18 protein-coding genes and 1 pseudogene are annotated in these 21,265 nt (G+C 53.4%); 3 read left to right on the top strand and 16 right to left on the bottom strand.

The features are described 5' to 3' along the window. Window positions 1–137: 137 nt before the first annotated feature. Window positions 138–1,208 (bottom strand): IS3 family transposase, encoded by a 1,071-nt coding sequence (locus DFO68_RS12520; RefSeq protein ID WP_243726512.1) that lies wholly within the window; start codon window positions 1,206–1,208, stop codon window positions 138–140. On the opposite strand from DFO68_RS12520, the pseudogene DFO68_RS15530 reads away from it, so the two are divergent. Further along, window positions 1,179–1,388, top strand: a pseudogene (locus tag DFO68_RS15530) (IS3 family transposase); the annotation flags it as partial. The gene DFO68_RS12520 and the pseudogene DFO68_RS15530 overlap by 30 nt on opposite strands. Window positions 1,389–1,546: 158 nt before the next feature. Here DFO68_RS15530 and DFO68_RS12515 read toward each other — a convergent pair. From DFO68_RS12515 to DFO68_RS12445, 15 genes are all read right to left on the bottom strand, one after another. After that, window positions 1,547–2,341: an enoyl-CoA hydratase/isomerase family protein gene (locus tag DFO68_RS12515; protein ID WP_133483975.1), complete on the bottom strand. Its 795-nt coding sequence runs from the start codon at window positions 2,339–2,341 to the stop codon at window positions 1,547–1,549. Next, window positions 2,338–3,210 (bottom strand): MaoC/PaaZ C-terminal domain-containing protein, encoded by an 873-nt coding sequence (locus tag DFO68_RS12510; RefSeq protein ID WP_133483974.1) that lies wholly within the window; start codon window positions 3,208–3,210, stop codon window positions 2,338–2,340. Before DFO68_RS12510 ends, DFO68_RS12515 begins: the two co-directional genes overlap by 4 nt. Before the next feature lie 18 nt (window positions 3,211–3,228). After that, on the bottom strand, window positions 3,229–4,146 hold the full coding sequence (locus DFO68_RS12505; RefSeq protein WP_133483973.1) for an SDR family NAD(P)-dependent oxidoreductase: 918 nt from the start codon (window positions 4,144–4,146) through the stop codon (window positions 3,229–3,231). Between the two features lie 30 nt (window positions 4,147–4,176). Then, window positions 4,177–5,151 (bottom strand): NAD(P)H-dependent flavin oxidoreductase, encoded by a 975-nt coding sequence (locus DFO68_RS12500; protein WP_208107425.1) that lies wholly within the window; start codon window positions 5,149–5,151, stop codon window positions 4,177–4,179. A gap of 15 nt (window positions 5,152–5,166) precedes the next feature. After that, on the bottom strand, window positions 5,167–5,619 hold the full coding sequence (locus DFO68_RS12495) for a MaoC/PaaZ C-terminal domain-containing protein (RefSeq protein ID WP_133483972.1): 453 nt from the start codon (window positions 5,617–5,619) through the stop codon (window positions 5,167–5,169). Window positions 5,620–5,638: 19 nt separating this feature from the next. Then, window positions 5,639–7,246 carry an AMP-binding protein gene (locus tag DFO68_RS12490; RefSeq protein ID WP_133483971.1) on the bottom strand — a complete coding sequence of 536 codons (1,608 nt, stop codon included), beginning with the start codon at window positions 7,244–7,246 and terminating at the stop codon, window positions 5,639–5,641. Between the two features lie 15 nt (window positions 7,247–7,261). Further along, the gene (locus DFO68_RS12485; protein ID WP_133483970.1) at window positions 7,262–8,467 is read right to left on the bottom strand and encodes an acetyl-CoA C-acetyltransferase; all 1,206 of its coding nucleotides are present in this window, start codon (window positions 8,465–8,467) and stop codon (window positions 7,262–7,264) included. Window positions 8,468–8,504: 37 nt separating this feature from the next. Continuing rightward, window positions 8,505–9,836, bottom strand: coding sequence for a short-chain fatty acid transporter (locus DFO68_RS12480; RefSeq protein ID WP_133483969.1), 1,332 nt, complete (start codon window positions 9,834–9,836; stop codon window positions 8,505–8,507). 279 nt (window positions 9,837–10,115) lie between these two features. Further along, entirely contained in the window at window positions 10,116–11,783 is a 1,668-nt protein-coding gene (locus DFO68_RS12475) for an electron transfer flavoprotein-ubiquinone oxidoreductase (RefSeq protein ID WP_133483968.1), read from the bottom strand. 94 nt (window positions 11,784–11,877) lie between these two features. Next, on the bottom strand, window positions 11,878–12,804 hold the full coding sequence (locus DFO68_RS12470; RefSeq protein ID WP_133483967.1) for an electron transfer flavoprotein subunit alpha/FixB family protein: 927 nt from the start codon (window positions 12,802–12,804) through the stop codon (window positions 11,878–11,880). Between the two features lie 14 nt (window positions 12,805–12,818). Beyond that, window positions 12,819–13,568 (bottom strand): electron transfer flavoprotein subunit beta/FixA family protein, encoded by a 750-nt coding sequence (locus DFO68_RS12465; RefSeq protein ID WP_133483966.1) that lies wholly within the window; start codon window positions 13,566–13,568, stop codon window positions 12,819–12,821. 438 nt (window positions 13,569–14,006) lie between these two features. Continuing rightward, window positions 14,007–14,822: an HpcH/HpaI aldolase/citrate lyase family protein gene (locus DFO68_RS12460; RefSeq protein ID WP_133483965.1), complete on the bottom strand. Its 816-nt coding sequence runs from the start codon at window positions 14,820–14,822 to the stop codon at window positions 14,007–14,009. Window positions 14,823–14,839: 17 nt separating this feature from the next. Beyond that, window positions 14,840–16,045, bottom strand: coding sequence for a CaiB/BaiF CoA transferase family protein (locus tag DFO68_RS12455; RefSeq protein WP_133483964.1), 1,206 nt, complete (start codon window positions 16,043–16,045; stop codon window positions 14,840–14,842). Window positions 16,046–16,230: 185 nt separating this feature from the next. Then, window positions 16,231–17,394: an acyl-CoA dehydrogenase family protein gene (locus DFO68_RS12450; protein WP_133483963.1), complete on the bottom strand. Its 1,164-nt coding sequence runs from the start codon at window positions 17,392–17,394 to the stop codon at window positions 16,231–16,233. Continuing rightward, window positions 17,394–18,239, bottom strand: a complete 846-nt coding sequence (locus DFO68_RS12445) for a hypothetical protein (protein WP_133483962.1) — start codon at window positions 18,237–18,239, stop codon at window positions 17,394–17,396. The genes DFO68_RS12450 and DFO68_RS12445 overlap by 1 nt, the downstream gene beginning before the upstream one ends. 659 nt (window positions 18,240–18,898) lie before the next feature. Here DFO68_RS12445 and istA point away from each other — a divergent pair. Continuing rightward, on the top strand, window positions 18,899–20,422 hold the full coding sequence (gene istA, locus DFO68_RS12440; protein ID WP_432206844.1) for an IS21 family transposase: 1,524 nt from the start codon (window positions 18,899–18,901) through the stop codon (window positions 20,420–20,422). Then, window positions 20,415–21,188 carry an IS21-like element helper ATPase IstB gene (gene istB, locus DFO68_RS12435; RefSeq protein WP_133483961.1) on the top strand — a complete coding sequence of 258 codons (774 nt, stop codon included), beginning with the start codon at window positions 20,415–20,417 and terminating at the stop codon, window positions 21,186–21,188. Before istA ends, istB begins: the two co-directional genes overlap by 8 nt. The last annotated feature ends 77 nt before the right edge of the window (window positions 21,189–21,265 follow it).

Genomic DNA, 21,265 nt, shown 5'->3' with positions numbered 1-21,265 from the left:
CGTCCTGGCAAGCGCCAGGCGCTGTGGACGCAGACCGTCTCGATCCACGACGACAACAAGACCGAATACGTCGTCCAACGCGTGATGCGCCTGGTCGAGCGCACCGCGATGCCTGTCAAGCTTGTTGGAACCTGGAATCAGGCGGCTTCTAATCGCTGATCGCGTTGAACCAGCGGGTCTTCCTGGTCCGGGTTCAGCCAGACCGTCCGGCGCGGTGTCCAGTTGCGAGTGGCGCCGCTCCACCGACCGGGATGTTGCCGTTTCGCCTCGGCATAGATGGCATCTCGCCTGGCCAGTACCTCATCATCCTGGCCAGCATGCCGCTCACCCGGGGTAACGAACCGAATGGCGCTGTGGCGGTGCTCGTGGTTGTACCAGTGAACGAAGCCGGTCACCCACTGCTGCGCCGCTGTCAGGTTCTCGTAGCCATCCACCGGGTAGTCGGGCCGGTACTTGCATGTCCGGAACAGCGACTCCGAGAAGGCGTTGTCATTGGAGACTCGGGGGCGGCTGTACGACGGGGTGATGTTCAGCCGCTGCAGCGTCGCCTGGAGCGTCGAGCCCTTCATGGCGGAGCCGTTGTCGGCATGCAACACCAGTGGCTGATTGATGCAGCCCTCGCGCAACACAGCGCGCTGGATGACCTCGCTGCTGTTGGCCATGGACTCTTGGTCAAAGACCTCGGCATCGACGATCTTGCGGCTGTAGATGTCGACGATCATGTAGAGGTAGTAGAACTGCCCACGCACCGGGGTCGGCAGGTATGTCACGTCCCAGCTCCAACAGGCATTTGGGCGCGTTACGCGGTGTCTTTGTGGATCACCCTTGGGGCGTGGGGCACGAGCCCGGCCACGATGGTGCTGCTCGCCATGCTCCCGGAGGATGCGGTAGTAGCTGGACTCTGACGCCACATAGAGGCCTTCCTCGTCCAGCAGCCGCGGCACGATCTGCCCCGGCGGCAGGCTGGCAAACTCGGGACGATGGCAGATCTCCAGCACCTGCTGACGCTCCTCAGGCGACAGCGCGTGGCGCGGCACAGGCCGCACGGCCTCAGGCCGGCGGTCCTGATCGCCCCGCACCCAGCGACGGTAGGTGTTGGTACCGATGCCGAGCTCTGCACAGGCGGCCTGTAGGCGGGCCCCTGCGGCGCGGGCTTCATCGATCAGCTGTACGGCGGCATTCGCCTGGTGACACCGGCACAGCGCCATGCGGGCGAAGACGCTGCGGTGTTGGCCAAGCGCCACGTCATCAATCAGGCGGCGCGTGACACCAACCCTGCGCGATGGAGCGGCAAGACTCGCAACTGGACGCCGATCGGTACCGTGTCACTCAACCCGGAGCGGGAGCTCCATGTCACCGTCGCCGAACCAGAAAAGCAGGTGGCGTGAATGATCTCAGAGGCGACAGATTCCTTGACAACTACCGCTGGCGGTGATAGGGGAAGTGTCGGCGCTGGCTTCACGGAATCAGGTAATAAATAAGCACCGGAGGCACCCATCTTAAAGACACAGCAAGATTGACGGTAAATAATGTGAAGCTGATGGGATTACAAGCCTAAAAAATTGGCCTTTCTTTTTTCTAAAAAAGATGAAACTCCTTCACGAAAATCATCTGTGCTGGCACACTCGGAAAAAGCAACAGCCTCATGATGCAATTGTTCCACCAGGCTGGAGCTTTCAGAATAAGCAGACAGGCTCTTGACCTTGCCAAAAGCATATGTAGGTCCATTGCAAAGCCTTGATACCAACTCCTCAGTTTTCCCAGACACCTCTGCATCATCAAAGACAAAATTTACCAGCCCATAATCCATGGCTTCACTGGCACTTATCGATCCTCCCAACAGCACTAACTCCATGTATTTTTTAATCCCAACAGCCCTAGGAAGGGAGAATGAAAGTCCACCATCAGGGCTTGCACCGACCTTTGAATATGAAATAATGAATTTGGCGTTATCTGAAGCAACAACCAAATCGCAAGCCAGCGCAAGACTTACTCCTGCACCAGCCACGCTCCCTTCTACGCAGGCGACAACAGGCTTCTTAAGGCTCATGACCATCATAATCAATTGATTGAGATCCTGAACCCTATTATAAAAAGAATGTTTAACTTCACAACTGGGGCGCTCAATCAGCTCAGCAAATTTTTTCAAGTCTCCCCCGGAGATGAAATTCCCTCCAGCACCCTTAATCACAACACATCGTATAGATTCGTCAGAATCAGCTTTAGTAAGAGCTTCTTTAAGTGACTCCCTCATTTCAGACGAAAATGCGTTCCTCACTTCAGGACGGTTTAGAATTACCCAGAGAGCCCCACCACTTTCATTGATTTCAACGTGCTTCATATCTCACCTTCTCGCACTACGACAAACCCATTATCAATTATTTTCGCTCCACTATCTTTAGAAAAGCACTGAAAGGAATAACCATAACTCACTTCCCATATTTTCGTAACAACAGTGTCACCTGGATAAACTGGAGATGTAAAGCTAGCCCCCATTTTCTTTACTGCCTTATCATCATAATCAAGCGCTGATCTTAAAATAGCATGACAGGAAACACCAAATGTACACAGACCATGCAAAATCGGCCCATCAAAACCAGCAGACTTAGCAACTTCAGGCGAAGCATGCAAAGGATTAAGGTCACCGGAAAGCCTATAAATCAAAGCCGAATTTGGAAAAGTATCCAGCTCTGATTCAATATCACACTCTCGGTCAGGTATTACGCTTTTTATTTTAGAACCAACCTTCCCACCCTCACTAAATCCACCATTCCCTCTGGCAAAGGAAGTTGTTCGAACGGTACATATCTTAGAATTTGTCTCAAAGTCTTTAACCACCCTTTCTGAAATTATAATCGCACCCTTATCTGCGCCTTTATCAAGAACATCAACCACACGCGTAACACTATAAACCTTCCCAGCCTCTGGCAATGACTCATGCAGCTCAAACTCCTGCCCAACATGAAGCAGTTTAACCCAGTCAATCCCAGTGTCAGGCTCCTTGGCCCAAAAGCCTGGATGGGCTAAAACAACAGCCATGCTTGGCATTGGCCTTAATCCATCTTCATATACAAACTTAAGCTGCGAACTATCTCGCGGATCAAACCCCACTCCCACGCCCAAGGAATATAAAATAGTATCCTTCAACGAGTACTCATGAACAACCTTCTTAAATTTTCTTGTCATGAGATGACGGCTAAAGGCATCCATATTAAACTCCTAGAGCAATTACATGGGATCCCAAGAAAAAACATCGCCACTTCTTTCAAGCGAGTAGAAGCTAGACTTAAGCGCGGGCATTGCATGTTCGTGAATTTCATCTGGAGTCCAACCATCTGACCTGTGTACACTCCTCAGCGGCCGACTTTGCCCCATCAAAAAAATCTCGTTATTCCTGACCGCAAATATCTGTCCATTTACTTCTGCCGCCAAGTCAGACCCAAGATAAACAGCCATATGAGCATTTTTATCGGGTGTCATAGCCTTCATTGCATCAACACGTTTTACTTGCTCTGGAGTATCAGTTGGAAGGGAATCTGTCATTCTGCTCCAAGCAAATGGAGCGATACAATTCGACCTGACGCCAAATCTATTCATATCAAGAGCAATTGACTTTGATAATGCCACAATACCCAGCTTTGCTGCCGAATAGTTTGATTGGCCAAAGTTACCAATAAGCCCGGAGGTACTTGTCATATGAACAAATGAACCTGACTCTTGCTTACGAAATATTTCAGCAGCAGCCCTGCTCACATAAAAAGTTCCATTCAAGTGAACATCAATGACCGTCCTCCAATCATCAACACTCATCTTATGAAAAATAGTATCCCTAAGTATCCCCGCATTATTTACTACAATATCCAACCTCCCATACTTATCTATTGCTGATTTAACAATTTTCTTTGCAGACTCCCAATCAGCAACGCTATCGGTATTAATATGAGCCTCACCACCAGCTTGCTCAATAATTCTTTTGGTTTCCTCGGCGGGGGTAGCCGACCCTCCTTCGCCTGTTAAAGACACTCCAATGTCGTTAATCACTACCTTTGCACCTGATGCTGCTAAGGCAATTGATATTTCACGCCCGATGCCATTCCCACCGCCGGTTACAATCGCCACTTTCCCACAGTTAATCGCGCTTGACATAAACCCTTTCCTCCTGGATAAAATACTATATTATTTGCTTTTCAAACAAATTTTAGACAGCGCTTCTTCATATTCAACTTTAAGTCTATCCACAATTTCACTAACATTTGGAACATCATCAATGACCGCCGCCCCCTGACCCGCACCCCATATGTCTTTCCATGCTTTAGCTTTGGAGCGGCCATCTTTGAAGCTCATAATAGACTTATCTGCCACTGGGAGATTATCAGGGTCAAGACCAACATTCTTCACACTTTCTTTAAGGTAGTTGCCATGAACACCTGAGAAATAGTTACTATAAACAATATCTGAGGCACCAGCATTCAATATGGAGCTTTTATACTCTTCGGAAGCATTCGCCTCTTTCGAGGCAATGAACCGAGTTCCCATATAGCCAAAATCAGCTCCCATCGCCTGAGCAGCAAGTATAGAGCTTCCATTTGCAATTGACCCGGATAGCACGACCGGCCCATTGAAACATTTCCTAACCTCTCCTACCAAAGCAAACGGAGACAAGGTGCCGGCATGACCACCTGCACCTGCGGCTACCAAAATCAGACCATCAACACCTGCTTCGAGGGCCTTCATCGCATGTCGCAAATTAATAACATCATGAAGGATTACCCCCCCATATGAGTGGACCTCATCTACTATTTCCTTTACCGGAGCACGAAGTGAGGAAATAATAATTGGGACACGATGCTTAATACATGTCTTAACATCTTGTTCAAGCCGAACATTTGAAGAGTGGGAAATTTGATTTACTGCAATCGGTCCGACAGTTTTTCCTGGATTACTTGAAGAAAACTCAGCGAGGTCCTCCTTTATTTGATACAACCAATCGTCTAGAATCTCTGGCTGTCTAGCATTTAGTGCTGGGAAAGAGCCCACGATTCCGCTCTTACACTGGGCCTTTACAAGCTCAGGATAACTCACGGTGAACATTGGAGCAGAGATCACAGGAAGCGTCAGCCCTTGCAGAACCTCAGGAATATATTTAGACATAAACAGCTCCATCAATTAACATTCTTTCTTTAAAACAAGCATATCAGACTCACCTTCCTGAATAATGCTTCCTGACTCGTCCACCAATTGTAGCAACCTGTTTACACGCCCAACCCTCTTACTCTCACCGGGATCTTTCTCTAATATAAACAACTTAAGCCGTAGAGTCATACCCAGAGTGATAGGCTTCCTGAACTTCCAATCTTTTAGTGACATCATTGCAACAGCGGATTTCTCAAAAATCCCTAATGAGTGAATCATACCTGTAGCCAATGCAATACCAAAAGCCCCATGCACAAGCCTTTCACCATATCGGGTTTTAGAACTGAACCCAATATCACAGTGGATTGGATTCCAGTCGCCAGAAAGCATCGAGAAAAATGTTAAATCACTTTCCGTAACCGTCCTTCCTGTTGACTCAAAAGACTGACCTTCCACAAGATCATCAAAATAAAGAGAAGTATCCACCTTTTCCTCCCACGCAAATTTAGTTACCTACCGCAGCTTCAGCCATATTTCTCAAGCTGCCACGCTGAATCTTTAAACCATTAGGTCCGCTAGTTGCAGGAAACTCCGAAACCTTAAAAACATACTTAGGGACTTTAAAAGGAGCCAAATTCAATTTGCATGCATCTATGACCTGATTTTCCAGGCCTTCAGACTCTTGAGACTCTTTCACAAAAGCAATTGCGACATTTGCCTCTTGATACTGTATAGCAACAACACATACATCCAATACATTAGGGACTTTTTTAATTACGTCTTCAATTTCAGAGGGATTAACAAGAAATCCGCCAAGCCTAATCGCATCCCCCATCCTGGACTCATATACCAGCGAGCCATCTTCTCGGATATATCCAAGATCTCCAGTTTTGAAAAATCCATCCTCCGTAAGAGCGTTACGGGTAGCTTCATCATTATCTAGGTAGCCGGTGAAATTGGTCGGAGATTGAATCTCAATCTCTCCAGACTCTCCTGCTGGAAGTATATTGCTTGTTGCAATATCTCTAATTCTGATTTTCGCCTCATCCCCGGCGGTGGGTTTTCCTCCTCCTTTAATCCTTTCTTTTAACGTCATGCTATCATCCTGGGCACTAAAAATTGCCATAACTTCACTTGATCCATACAAACCGAACAAAGGTATTCCTCGAGCCCAAGCATTAACTGCATACTCATGGAAACTAGAATTAAATGCTCCAAATCCAAAAAACCTGGCATCAGGGAAAGGCTTTTCTTCATCGCATGAATCAATGATTTTTCTGTACATATCGTCACTACCAAAGAGATGCGTGACTTTATATTTTTTCATCAAAAGAGCAGCTTCCTTACCATCCAGCGCATCAATGATGACGGTAGCAGCCCCACCAGAAAATGCAGCTAGAACTGCATTTAACCCGAAAGCCCCACAAAAAGGCAGAACAGCCAGCAAGGTCATTCCATGCTTATTTAGACCATAGAACTTTGCACAATTATTTGCATGCGTAACTAAATTCGATTGGGACTGCATTACAAGTTTTGGCCCGCTAGTAGTCCCCGACGTCGAAAAAAGAATTGATGTTAAAGAACCATTTGGCACAGGCGCATAGCTCGAAACCTCACTTTCACCACAACACTCCGATAGAGAATCATCAGAAAAAAACACCATCTCGTTTAATTCATCGGAGTCTGAAAAATTAAGCCCCGCGCAGTAGATGACATCAATACTTTCAACAGCATGCCTTTCCACAGATGAAAGCAAATTTAAGAAGTTCTTTGAACGAAACTCTTTCTGCATTATCAATGCTTTAGGAGAAGACTTAACCATCATGTCTTCAATTTCTTTTTTTCCATACCTTGTGTTAATCGGAACCACGGTGCAACCAAGCCTAGATAGGGAGAAATACCATGACAGCCATTCAACACCGTTCACAAGCCAAAGAGCTATAAAGTCCCCTTCTTTCACTCCTTTTCCGCTCAACCATTGGACTTTACGCTTACACATTTCCTCGAATTCTGAAAATGTATATGCCTGGCCTTTTTCATAGAATGCTATAGACCTAGGAAATTTTTGGCACGCAGTTTCCACAAGGCTGTAAAGGTGATTTTTCATAACCATAGCTACTGGTACTCCTCAGGCTTTTTCAAAAATCGCAGCTACACCCTGGCCGCCGCCAACACACATTGTTTCGAGGCCGAATTGGCAATGCGGCCTACGCTGCATTTCGTGCAGCATACTAACCATAATCCTAGACCCAGTAGCACCAATTGGATGCCCAAGTGAAATACCTGACCCATTAACGTTTAGCTTGCTAAAATCATCGAAATTCCATTCTTTCAAAACGGCCAAAACCTGGCAAGCAAATGCTTCATTTAGCTCAATTAAGCCCATATTACCTAACTTGAGAGACGTTTTTTTTAATAACTTTTCTACAGCAGGGACAGGCCCAATACCCATGTACGCCGGGTGGCATCCAGAAGCTGCCCACCCGACCATAAACCCTAAGGGATCACACTTAATCTCCCTAAGCTTATCTTCTGATATAACAATGCATGCAGCGGCTGCATCACTCTGTTGGCTCGCATTGCCTGCAGTGACAGTCCCGCCAGGAATTATTGGGTTTAGCTTTTCCAACCCCTCCATGGAAGCATTTTCGCGCACCCCCTCATCCCTTGAAAAAAGAAGTCTTTCCCCATTTTTCTTACTAACATGAATAGGCACAACCTCTTCATTAAACCTCCCACTCTCCCATGCGCGGAAAGCTCTTTCCTGGCTCATTAAAGCAAACCTATCCGACTCACCCCTACTAATACTATATTTTTTTGCAAGATTTTCTGCGGTTTCTATCATGCCCGAAATATAGCCAAACCGGCTCTCGGGCTGCGATCTCTCACGACCTCTATCAAGACGATCATGCATTGTGAATGAACCGGCTTTTTTTCCCCAGCGCATGTTTGTCGAGTAATACTCAATATTACTCATACTTTCTACTCCGCCAGCAACAACAACGTCGCAGGCGCCAGACTCCACCATCATTACAGCATTTATAATAGCTTGAAGTCCTCCCCCGCAGCGCCTATCAACTTGCATCCCAGGCACAGCTTCAGATAGTCCAGCCTCCAAGGCCGCCCACCGGCCAACACAAGGAACTTCACTATTTGAGTACGACTGAGCAAATATGACATCTTCTATAAGATCAGGGTCTATCCCCGATCGTGAAACAGTCTCTTTTACTACAGCCGACGCCAGATGCTCAACTTGTACATCTTTTAAACTTTTCCCAAATGCACCAACGGCTGTTCTGACTGGTGCAACAATAGCGGCTCTTCGCTTTTTCATTTCAACACCTCCATAACAATGTATTAAGATGCTGGGCTTAGGCCCCGCCCCAAACAAGCACTGCTCCGCCAAAGATAACACCAAGATAAACTAGTACTAGCACAAGGTAGCCCATAATTTCTTTGAGCTTCAGTCCAGAAATTGCAAGCGCCGGAAGCAGCCAGAATGGCTGTACCATGTTAGTCCATTGATCCCCGATCTGGACAGCTGTAGCAGTTGCTGCAAAAGAAGCTCCCAGCTCTCGTGCAGCCTCGATCATCACAGGACCTTGCACAGCCCATTGGCCACCACCAGATGGAGCTAGAATATTAATTACCCCTCCACTCACAAAGGACCAGAAAGGCAATGTTTCAGCCGTCGCATACCCTGTGAAGAAATCTGAAAAAGAGACCATCAGTCCAGACCCAACCAAGATACCCATTATCCCTGCGTAGAATGGGTACTGTATGATCACTCCAGCAACGGTTTTTACTGCATCATTTAGGGCTTGAAGAAACTTCGCGGGCGAGGCAAAAAGGATGATGCCAAGGAAAAGGAATCCAAAATTCAAAATATTAAGATTAAGAGCCCCCCCGTCTGCAATGTAGATATAAATATAGTAAAGCCCAAGAAGACCAATAGAGACCCCTAGCACCTTACTGTTATTCATTTTTTGAGAAAAAGTCGCAGGAGCTTGGAAGTCATTTTCTTTAAAATCAATTTTGTCGCTAATTTTACTCCTATCTATCTCATGAACTGACTCCTTATCTTTAGGGTGCATAAGTGCATTAAAAAAAGGAAGGGTAAGCAAAATTAGAACTGATGTGGCCAGCATCACCGGGGAGAAAATAGTTTCGCCTAGCGGAACGATCCCCATCGCAGACTCCATAAAGTGGCCGTCCGTTGAAATTACAAGAGGAACAGTGCCAGACAGGCCGATTCCATAAACAGAAAGCCCGGAGTAAGCAGCAGCTATAGCCAGAGGATAGTGCAGTCCTTTAACATTAATCGCAAGCTTCCTGGCCACAACGCTACCAACAATTAGCCCAAAACCCCAGTTAAACCAACAACCTAAAATCCCAACAACAGTAGCCACAACCACTGCCTGACGTGGCGTTTTAACTACTCCTGTTACCTTTTCTAAAGCACGATCCACTAAAGGCGTCTTTGCAAGAATGTAGCCCGTGACAAGTATCACAGTCATTTGCATTGTAAAGCTAAGTAACGCCCAGAATCCGTCGCCCCAATATTTAGTGGCCTCATGGACTGTGACTCCCTCACCTATAACGGCAAGCGCAACCGTCAAAATGGTGAGAGCAATTGCCACAACGAATGCATCTGGCATGTACTTATGCACAAGCCTAGTAAAAAAACTCACTATCACTGCCATAAATCACCTGTGATTTTTTGTTGATTGAAATGGTTTGTCTTGCTATGCGGTTATTATCCGAAAAAACCTTATCCCTTCCTCACTTTATACTCCCATTCTTGCAACATCCTTGCTCAGAAATGAATTTCAAATGTCAGAACCCCCCTTTCACACATACCAAATAGACCTTAGTCTTACTCACCTCAGAAGGGCAAAAAAACACTTGACACCGATGACGAGGAAAAAGTAGCACGCTCGTCATCAAGAGCCCGCGCATAACAGTGCTCGTGGCAATTGAATTCACATATTGGGATAGTTCGGTCCGCCACCGCCCTCCGGCGCCACCCAGGTGATGTTCTGGGCCGGGTCCTTGATATCGCAGGTCTTGCAGTGCACGCAGTTCTGGAAGTTGATCTGGAACCGCGGCTTGCCGTCGTCCCCCTCGACCACCTCGTAGACCCCGGCCGGGCAGTAGCGTTGGGCCGGCTCGGCGTACTCCGGCAGGTTGTCGCGAATCGGCAACTCCGGGTCGGCCAGCTTCAGGTGGCAGGGCTGGTCCTCCTCATGGTTGGTGTTGGAGAGGAACACCGAGGAGGGCTTGTCGAAGGAGAGCTTGCCGTCTGGCTTCGGGTAGTCGATCTTCTCGAATTCGCTGGCCGGCTTCAGTGCGGCATGGTCCGGAGTGGTGTCGTGGACGTTGGGCAGCTTGCCCCGCAACAGCTGGTCGGCGAAGTTGTAGGCGCCGCCAAGGACGGTGCCGTACTTGTGGATCGCTGGCCCGAAGCTGGCGCTCTCCTTGAGCTCGGCAAAGGCCCAGCTGGATTCCCACTTGTCGGTGAAGGCCGTCAGCTCCTGACCTCCTTCATCGCCTGCACTGATCGCCTCGAATACCGTCTCGGCGGCCACCAGGCCGGACTTCATGGCGGTGTGCAGCCCCTTGATCTTGGCGAAGTTGAGGGTGCCGGCGTCGCAGCCGATTAGCAGGCCGCCGGGGAAGGTCATCTTCGGCAGGCAGTTGAGGCCGCCCTTGGCGATGGCCCGAGCGCCGTAGGCGACCCGCTTGCCGCCCTCGAGATGTTTCGCCAGCACCGGGTGGTGCTTCATGCGCTGGAACTCGTCGAAGGGCGAGAGCCAGGGATTCTGGTAGGAGAGGTCCATGATCAGGCCCACCACCACCTGCTGGTTGTCGCCATGGTAGAGGAACCAGCCACCGTGGGTGTGCTTGTCCAGGGGCCAGCCGGAGCCATGCAGCACCAGTCCGGGTTCATGCTGCTCGGCGGGCACGTCCCACAGCTCCTTGAGGCCGATGCCGTAGTGCTGCGGGTCCTTGCCCGCGTCGAGGCGATACTCCTCGATCAGGCGCTTGCCAATATGGCCCCGGGCGCCCTCGGCGAACAGGGTGTACCTGGCGCGCAGTTCCATGCCCGGCATATGGCCATCCTTGGGCTGACCATCGGCGCCTACGCCCATGTCGCCGATCAGGATGCCCATGACCACGCCCTCCTCGACGATCGCCTCCTGCGCGGCGAAGCCGGGGAAGATCTCCACGCCCAGACCCTCGGCCTGCTCGGCCAGCCAGCGGCACAGGTTGCCGGCGCTGATCACGTAGCGGGTCAGGTCGCCGCCGGTGTTGTGCATTCTCTTGGGCACCAGGGCGTTGGGCAGCTTCTGCCCCTTCTCGGCGTCCTTGAGCAGGTAGACCTCGTCGCGGCTGGCCGGGGTGGTCAGCGGTGCGCCACGCTCGGCCCAGTCAGGGAACAGCTCCTGCAGGGCGCGGGGCTCGAAGATGGCGCCGGAGAGGATATGGGCGCCGACCTGGGACCCCTTCTCCACCACGCACACCGAGAGCTCCTGCTCGGCTTCATTGGCCTGCTGCATCAGCCGGCACGCCGCGGCCAGGCCCGAGGGCCCGGCGCCAACGATGACCACATCGAATTCCATGGACTCGCGTTCGCTTTCTGACGCCATGTTCTGCCCCTTAAAGAAGAAAAAAGTCGACGGAAACGGCAAACGCCACTGCCGCCGACAATCGGAGAGACCACTTCTGAATCAAGCCCAACTGCTACAGTTTGCTTTCCAGCTCCGGCAGCGCCTCGAAGAGATCCGCCACCAACCCGTAGTCGGCGACCTGGAAGATCGGCGCCTCCTCGTCCTTGTTGATGGCCACGATGACCTTGGAGTCCTTCATGCCGGCCAGATGCTGGATGGCCCCCGAGATGCCCACGGCAATGTAGAGGTCCGGGGCGACGATCTTGCCGGTCTGCCCCACCTGCATGTCGTTGGGCACGAAGCCGGCGTCCACCGCGGCGCGCGAGGCGCCGATGGCGGCCCCCAGCTTGTCGGCGATGCCGTCGAGGAGCGTGAAGTTGTCGCCGTTGCCCATGCCGCGACCACCGGAGATCACCACCTTGGCGGCACCCAGCTCGGGACGGTCGGACTGGGCCAGCGCCTCCTTGATGAAGGTGGACTGGGTGTTGTCGGCCACGACGTCCACGGCCTCGATGGCGGCACTGCCGCCCTCTGCTACCGCATCGAAGCCGGTGGTGCGCACGGTGATCACCTTGAGGGCGTCCTCGCTCTGCACCGTGGCGATGGCGTTGCCGGCGTAGATCGGGCGCTTGAAGGTATCGGCGCTCTCGACGGAGATGATCTCGGAGATCTGCGCCACGTCCTTGAGCGCCGCGACCCGGGGCAGCACGTTCTTGCCGGTGGTGGAGGCCACCGCCAGCACGTGGCTGTAGTCGCCGGCGAGCTCGGCGATCAGCGCCGCGGTGGGCTCGGCCAGCAGGTGGGCGTAGGCGGCGTGGTCGGCCACGCGCACCCGGCTGACGCCATCGAGTTTCGCGGCGGCCTCGGCGATGGCGGAAACGCCCTCGCCCGCCACCAGCACGTCGATATCGCCGCCGATGGCCTGGGCGGCCGCGACCACATGGGCGGTAGCGCCGGCCAGGGCGCCGTCGTGATGTTCTGCCAGAACCAGAATGCTCATGGGATCCGCTCCTTTCAAAGCACTTTGGCTTCGTTCTTGAGTTTGTCGACCAGCTCGTCCACCGAGCCCACCTTGACGCCACCCTGGCGCTCGGCCGGCGGCTCGACCTTGAGCAGCTTGACCTTCGAGGCCACCTCAACGCCGAGGTCTGCCGGGCTCTTGACGTCCAGCGGCTTCTTCTTGGCCTTCATGATGTCGGGCAGCTTGGCGTAGCGCGGCTCGTTGAGGCGCAGGTCGGTGGTGACGATGGCCGGCAGGGAAATCTCGACGGTCTGCAGGCCGCCGTCGATCTCACGGGTCACCTGCACCTTCTCTCCGTCCACATCCACGGCGGAGGCGAAGGTGCCCTGGGGCAGGCCGGTCAGCGCGGCGAGCATCTGGCCGGTCTGGTTGTTGTCGGTGTCGATGGCCTGCTTGCCGAGGATCACCAGGCCCGGCTGCTCCTCTTCCACCAGCTTGGCCAGCGCCTTGGCCGCCCCCAGCGACTCGACGCGCTCGTCGGTCTCGACATGGATGGCACGGTCGGCGCCCAGCGCCAGCGCGGTACGCAGCTGCTCCTGGGCGGCCTTGGGACCGACGGTGACGGCGACGATCTCGGTGGCCACACCCTTTTCCTTCAGGCGCACCGCCTCTTCCACGGCGATCTCGCAGAAGGGGTTCATGGCCATCTTGACGTTGGTGAGATCGACGTCGGAGTTATCCGGCTTGACGCGGATCTTGACGTTGTAGTCGATGACGCGTTTGACCGCGACGACGGTTTTCATATTGGAATCTCCCATGGAGGTGATATCTATGCCTCGTTATCTTAAAACGAGGAGGTCGAGCCCACATGCTGCTGCCGAAGGTATCCTGTTACAGTGGCAATGAGATGGGTTTTCGATAGCAGTCATGCTTCATCGAAGAATGTCTTTTTCCCGCTTCCGACAAGCAGCGCTTCGGTTAACTGGCACCCAGTCTCACCACTGTCGAGGTAGTAAATATTGAGTAACAAGATAAGTGCTCGATGCTCTAAGCGGCCGCTTTCGGCAAGCCCCACTGTAAGCACAGCACAGGACACTTCTAACCAAGGTCACAATGACATCGCCGGGGATATTACCCATAGGGTTGGTCAGCAGCTTTCCCCCTCAAGTTTCCAGGAGAAACAGCACTGCACCCAACGGATAAGGCGTACACCCAGCAACTCGGCACAGTTTAACCATGGGTTAGAGACGAACGCGTGCCAACAAGGACTTGGCGCGGTTTATCACTGGCTCATCCACCATCTGGCCATCGAGCTGGAAGGCACCGTCGACAGATTTAGCAGACTCGAGAACTCTGCGTGCCCATAACACCAGATTTTCACTAGGTGTAAATGCTTTATGGATACTCGGAATCTGCTTGGGATGAATGCTGAGCATACCGGCGAACCCCATCTCAACTGCCCTGCGCGCCACACTCTCCACCCGTTCAGTATCGTGGATTTCAGGCACCACGCTTTCGATCGGCGGTGGAAGCTTAGCTGCACGGGAACACACAACTAATTGATAACGGCACTGATCCAACAAGGTGGTCGCACCAGAAGTGCCCGGCTCAAGGTTTAGGTCCGTCGCTAAATCCAGCGCGCCGAGGGTGAGTCGCTCAATACCTTTGGTGAAAGCTAAGCTTTGCAGGGATACTAAGCCTCTCGCGGACTCGATGATCGGCCACACCGGCTTACCGCAGGCAGCTGCCTGTTCGATCTGCTGGTTAGTCTCAGCTTTAGGCAGCATGATGCCAGTGACACTCGGGAAGTGAGCGCACATAGCCAGATCCTTCTCGAACTCTGGACGCGTAGAATTGACGCGAACGAGAATTTCTGGGCCACATGTAGATGTAAGATAACCGTGCAGCAACCGGCGGGCTTCATCCTTGTCACCTGGAGCGACGGCGTCCTCGAGGTCGACGATGACCACATCCGCTTCGCTGGCGTGGGCTTTATTGATCCGCTCTGGTCGGGTCGCGGGCACGAACAGGAATGAGCGGTGCTGTTTTATGGGCATGGCATCTACCTCGTTTCTCAAATCACACCTCGGGACTTCAGGTCAGTAATGGCTTCATCACTGAAGCCCAGCTCTCCAAGCAGTTGCGCGCTATGTTCGCCAAGAGCAGGTACGGCGGCCATCTGCGGCGTGAAAGCATTGCTCCGCCCCGGGGGAAGCAACGCCGGGACCCTGCCAACAGAAGTCGCAACCTCGACCCATCGCTGGCGTGCCTTAAGCTGGGGGTGCTTCCACACGCCTTGCATATCGTTAATGTGGGCATTAGCAATATTGGCCTGTTCAAGCCGGGCGATGATCTGTTCGACACTGAGGGCTGCAAAGGTCGTGCAGATCAACGCACGCAGTTCATCACGGTTGGTCGAGCGCTTCGAATTACTTGTGAAGCGATCATCGTTGGCCAAGGCAGCATCTTCCAGGACAACCTCACAAAAAGCCTGCCATTCTCGTTCATTCTGCAATCCCAGCATCACGAAATGGCCATCACCGGCTGGGAAAGGACCATAAGGATAGATAGTGGCATGAGAAGCACCGGCACGTGCTGGAGGTTCGGCGCTATTGTAGGAGTAATACATCGGATAACTCATCCACTCGACAAGGCTCTCCAGCATCGAGATATCGATATGGCTGCCGATCCCGGTGCGCTCTCGAAGTAGCAGAGCTGAGAGAATGCTGGAGTAAGCGTACATGCCAGCCGAAATATCTGCGATGGAGCAGCCCGCCTTGGCCATGCCCTCTTCCCCAGGAAGGCCCGTCGTAGACAGGAAACCGGCCTCGCTCTGAATCATCAAATCGTAAGCCTTTTTGTCTCGATAAGGGCCGTCGTCACCATAGCCTGAAATGTCACAGACAATCAGCTGGGGAAAGCGCTCATGGAGGTCCTCGAATGACAGACCCAGACGGGCCGCGGCGCCAGGGGCGAGGTTCTGGACCAAAACGTCGGCGCGCACAAGTAATCTCTGCATGATGGCGCCAGCTTCTTCGGCCTTGACGTTTAGAGTCAGGCTCTCTTTCGAGCGATTAGTCCATACGAAATGAGATGCCAGGCCATCGACACGTTCGTCGTAACCGCGGGCGAAGTCTCCCACACCAGGCCGCTCAACCTTGATCACTCGGGCACCAAGGTCGGCCAATTGTCGGGTGCAAAAAGGAGCTGATATGGCATGTTCAAGACTGACTACAGTGATGCCGTCAAGGGGACGAGACGGGGGTTGTGAATGTTGCATACTGAATCCTCTCCTCGAGCTACGACCCGGGACAACTGGCGATATATCGTCACACTATAAACAATTAGCCTATCTATTTAACTGGTATTGCAAAATCTCCCGCGAGCCACACTGAGAACTTATCAGACTGCAAGCGCATTAACGTCAGAATACTGTCCCCTTGACCTACGGGAGTGAAACTTACTTCAGAAAGAGCGTGGCAATTCGAGCAGGTGCTCAGCTACGTAGGAGAGAATCAAGTTAGTGGAGATGGGTGCCACTTGGTAAAGACGTGTCTCACGGAACTTGCGCTCGACATCGTATTCTGAGGCGAAACCGAACCCACCATGTGTCTGGAGGCAAACGTTCGCCGCTTTCCAGGAAGCTTCAGCGGCCAAGTACTTGGCCATGTTAGCGCTCGCACCTGCATTCTGACCATGGTCGTATTCATAGCAGGCTCGCCAGCGCATCAAGTCGGCCGCTTCGACATCGATGTGTGCCTGGGCGATGGGGAACTGTACACCCTGGTTCTTGCCAATAGGGCGGCCAAACACCTCGCGGTCGCTGGCGTAGCGTCTTGCCTTATCGATGAACCAGCGACCATCGCCGATGCATTCGGCCGCGATCAGGGTCCGTTCGGCGTTGAGGCCATCGAGAATGTAGCGAAAGCCCATGCCTTCCTCACCGATCAGGCTATCAGTCGGTATTTCCAAGTTGTCGAAGAATAATTCGTTGGTCTCGTGGTTAACCATGTTAGGGATCGGCTGAACAGTCATCCCATTACCGATGGCCTGGTGAAGGTCGACGAGAAAGATCGACATACCAAGCGACTTACGGGACACCTGTTCGATGGGAGTGGTACGGGCCAGAAGAATCATTAAGTCCGAGTGTTGGATACGTGAAATCCAAACTTTTTGCCCATTAATGACGTACTTATCACCCTGACGTACCGCTGTAGTCTTGATCTTGGTGGTATCGGTTCCCGTAGTGGGCTCGGTAACCGCCATTGATTGCAGGCGTAGCTCGCCGGCGGCAATCTTGGGTAGATACTTTTTCTTCTGCTCCTCACTTCCGTGCCGCAGCAAGGTAAACATATTGTACATCTGGCCGTGCACAGTGCCAGAGTTCCCGCCACAACGGTTGACCTCTTCCAAAATTATAGAGGCTTCAGTTAGCCCGAGGCCTGAGCCACCATATTCCTCAGGTATCATAGCAGCTAGCCATCCCGCCTCAGTCAAGGCAGAAACAAATTCCTCTGGAAACTCTTTTCTTTCATCTACGGCGCGCCAATAAGCGTCGTCAAATTTTGCGCAAAGCCCCCGCACACCATCGCGAATAGCTTCGATAGATTCTTGGTCATGAGAAAACATTAGAACCCCTCCTGGTAGTAAATATCCGCCTGATGCGCCGGGCCATTATCATTAAAAGCCCAAAGCGTACATTGCTGACCGTCTTGCTCTGCACCTCCAACCTCGAATTCAACATCGGCAATGAGCGGTCTGAGGCCCCGATAAGAAAAGTATCGCGGCTTTCTATTGGGAAAGCGGCGAGTGAAGCTACGCAACAACAGCGTTGCGATCATGGGCCCCTGAACCACAAGGCCTGGGTAGCTTTCCTGCTCCGTTGCATAGGGGTAATCATAATGAATCCTGTGACTGTTAAAAGTCACTGCAGAATAACGAAATAGCATGATCGATGATGGATTCAGACTTTCTTTCCATTCAAGTTCAGGGATCGAATGAGGGACTTTTAACCTAGGAGGCCCAGGGCTTCTGTAAACAATATCTTGTTCTTCTCGCACGCACACAGTCTCACCTTGGGATATGACATGCTCAATTGTAACAAACAAAAGATCGCCAGATTTTCCCCGCTTTTCCTTAACTGACAAAACTGTTGAGCTTCGTCTTGCAGGCAGACCCACTCTTATCGGCTCTAAAAAATTTACTCTCCCGCCTGCCCACATGCGATTTTTCCCTGTAACAGCGGGAAAAAGTTTACCTTTTGAAAGATGACCATCTGCATTTAATTCGCTTTCTTCTACAGGCTCCTGGAAAAATGCCCAATGCCAAAGATAAGGTAGGCTCTCCCCTTCATGGACACCTCCCTCACCAAAGGTTTTTTCTATTCGCTTAACAAGCGAAGGAGAAATATCATCGAAACTAACTTCTTTTTTTCCCACAAACATTTCGTGAGCATTATTTTCCGCCAATTCCATAACACCCTCAATTTTTATAACAACCTTGAGCTATAGCATGCTAAAACTTTTCACAGAGGTAAATTTATAAATTTGTAACGGGGCTTTTCGATTTCCCTAACCCCCTTACCCTTAATCATTCACCTGGATTTTATCCTTGTTTATCAACAACCTATGCGATTTAAGCCTACCCATGGCAGCACCCACCCTCTCGACATAAGCCCTGCATTCAAGCAAAAATCATGCTCATGAAATGTCAAAAATTACTGGTAATGACCTTGCGCTTAGCTCCCGGACAATGCGCTCGGAAGGAATTCTCGGCCGGGTTGCCAATATCAATCAGAAGTTACCCACTCAGTCTATATTCATCGGAACAGGTTCAGTGCGTGTAAAGTCTCGTCCTCCTTCGTCGTCGGCGTAATCACCATATCGTGTAGAGCTTAACTTCACCAAGCGACTGGAGGAGATGCTCAAGAAGGAGCCCAGGAGCTAGTGACCGATCAGAGCGCCAACTCCGATTCTGGATAATCAAGGAGAAACTACGCTGGATAGAAACCGCAAGCTGCTTGTCAAAGGCGCACCAAAATATAGAGCGACAATTACTCTGGCCGGCCGACGACAACTACTGTGACCGGTTGCCCTAAGCTTGACCGCTTGTCCCGACCCACCAGGGAGCCGGTATGGCGGTCACCAGCCAACAGGTCACGCTCTATATGTCGCAACGTCAACAAGGCCAGACCCAGGAGGTCGCCGCCGCCAAGGCCGGCCTCTCCGTCAGAACCGCTCGCCGCCTCGAACGCCGGGCCGAGTCCTCCGAGCCGCCGGCATCACGGCACTGGCGAACCCGGCCCGACCCCTTCGCCGATGTGTGGGAGACCACGCTCGTCCCCCAGCTGGCCGCCGCCCCGGGCTTGCAGGCACTGACCCTGCTGGAGTGGTTGCAGGAGCAGCACCCCGGCCAGTACCCGGACAGCCTGCTGCGAACCCTGCAGCGCCGGGTCAAGGGCTGGCGAGCCGCGCATGGCCCGGAGAAAGAGGTAATGTTCCCGCAAACCCATGGCCCCGGGCTGCGCGGCCTCTCCGACTTCACCGAGCTCAAGGGGATTGTCATTACCGTGGCAGGGGAGCTGCTTGATCACCGGCTCTACCACTTCCGCCTGGCCTACAGCGGCTGGTGTTATGTCCGGGTGGTGCTCGGTGGCGAGAGCTACCCGGCGCTGGCTGAAGGCCTGACCCGTGCGCTGGAGCGGCTTGGCGGTGTCCCCGCGGAGCACCGCACCGACAGCTTGTCGGCGGCCTTCCGCAACCTCGGCCGGGAGGCGGAAGCCGACCTCACCGAGCGTTATGCTGCCCTGTGCGCTCACTACGGCATGACGGCCACCCGTAATAACCCAGGGCGCGGCCATGAAAACGCCAGCATCGAGTCGCCGCATGGCCACTTCAAGCGGCGCCTGCAACAGCGCCTGACGCTGCGCGGCTCCCAGGACTTCGCTAGCCTCGATGACTACCAGGCCTTCCTCGATGAGGTGACCACCGCGATCAACCGCCGCAACGCGGCCCGGATCACCGTCGAGCGTGGCGCGCTGCAGCCACTGCCCAGCCGGCCCGGTACCGACTACAGCGAGGTGACGGTGCGCGTCACTACCTCCAGCACCATCCAGGTGCGCAAGGTGCTCTACTCGGTGCCGTCCCGGCTGATCGGCGAGAACCTGCGGGTGCACCTTTACGATGATCGCTTGGTGCTGCATCACGCACAGCAAGCATTGCTGACGCTGAGGCGGCTGCATGCCACGCCGGAAAGCGGCCGGTTGCGGGTCATCGATTACCGCCATGTGATCGGCTGGCTGGTCCGCAAGCCCCGGGCGCTGGCGGGGCTGACGTTCCGCGACGACCTGCTGCCGAGTGCGGAGTGGCGCGAGCTGTACGCCCGGCTGACCGCCGCCTTGCCGGTCGCCGAGGCCTGCAAGCGCATCGTTGGCGCTCTGGCGTTGGCCGCCGAGCAGGACCAGGCCGGGGCGATCGCCAGTTACTGGCTGAGCGCCCTGGCGCGCGGGAAGAGCCCGACGCTGGCCGAGCTCCAGGCCCGCTTCGCCGCCACGCCGAGCGCCACGCTGGTTTTCCCCCAGGTGACTCAGCATGACATCGCCAGCTACAACCATCTGGTGCCCAGCGTGCCGACCACAGAGGTGGGCTGCCATGCCTGATGCCCAGACGCTGCCGCTGCTACTGCGACAGCTCCGCCTGCCCACCATGGCCGCCTGCTGGCCCCAGCTGGAAACCCGCGCCCGAGCCGAAAACTGGAGCCTGCCACAAACACTGGCCGCCCTATGCGAGCACGAGCTGGCCGAGCGTGAGCGACGCCGGCTGGCCCGGCACCTCAAGGAGGCCCGGCTGCCGGTGGGCAAGACGCTGGAGTCCTTCGAGTTCGACGCCATCGCGGCCGAGCAGCGCCGGCAACTGAGCGCCTTGGCCGGCGACACGCAGTGGGTCGACCAGGCTCACAACCTGCTGCTGTTTGGGCCCTCCGGCGTCGGCAAGAGCCACGTGGCGGCCGGGCTCGGGCATACGCTGGTCGACCAGGGTTACCGGGTGCGCTACGCCACCGCCTCAAGCCTGGTCCAGGAGCTCCAGGCTGCCAAGCAGGCACTGCGCCTGAGCGACGCCCTGATCAAGCTCGACAAGTACGCCGTGCTGGTGATCGACGATATCGGCTACGTCCAACGCAGCGAGGCCGAGACGTCAGTGCTGTTCGAGCTGATCGCCCATCGCTACGAGTCGGCCAGCCTGATCATCACCGCCAACCAGCCGTTCAGCGCCTGGGACAGTATCTTCCCCGACAGCATGATGGCAGTGGCTGCCATCGACCGGTTGGTGCACCACGCCACGCTGATGGAGCTGAGCGGGGAGAGCTACCGTAAGCGTGCTTATCAACGACAATTACAAGGAGGAAAAGCTGGGTCGTCGGACTGACGACAACTACCCCACCCAACCGGCCATTTTAATTGTCGCCAAGCGGCCAAAGTAGTTGACGTCGCATACACCAAAAA

This window comes from Halomonas ventosae, assembly GCF_004361885.1.
GTDB lineage: Bacteria > Pseudomonadota > Gammaproteobacteria > Pseudomonadales > Halomonadaceae > Halomonas > Halomonas ventosae_C.
Note: the sequence above shows the minus strand (reverse complement) of the source record. Positions and strands in the feature narration are given on the sequence as shown.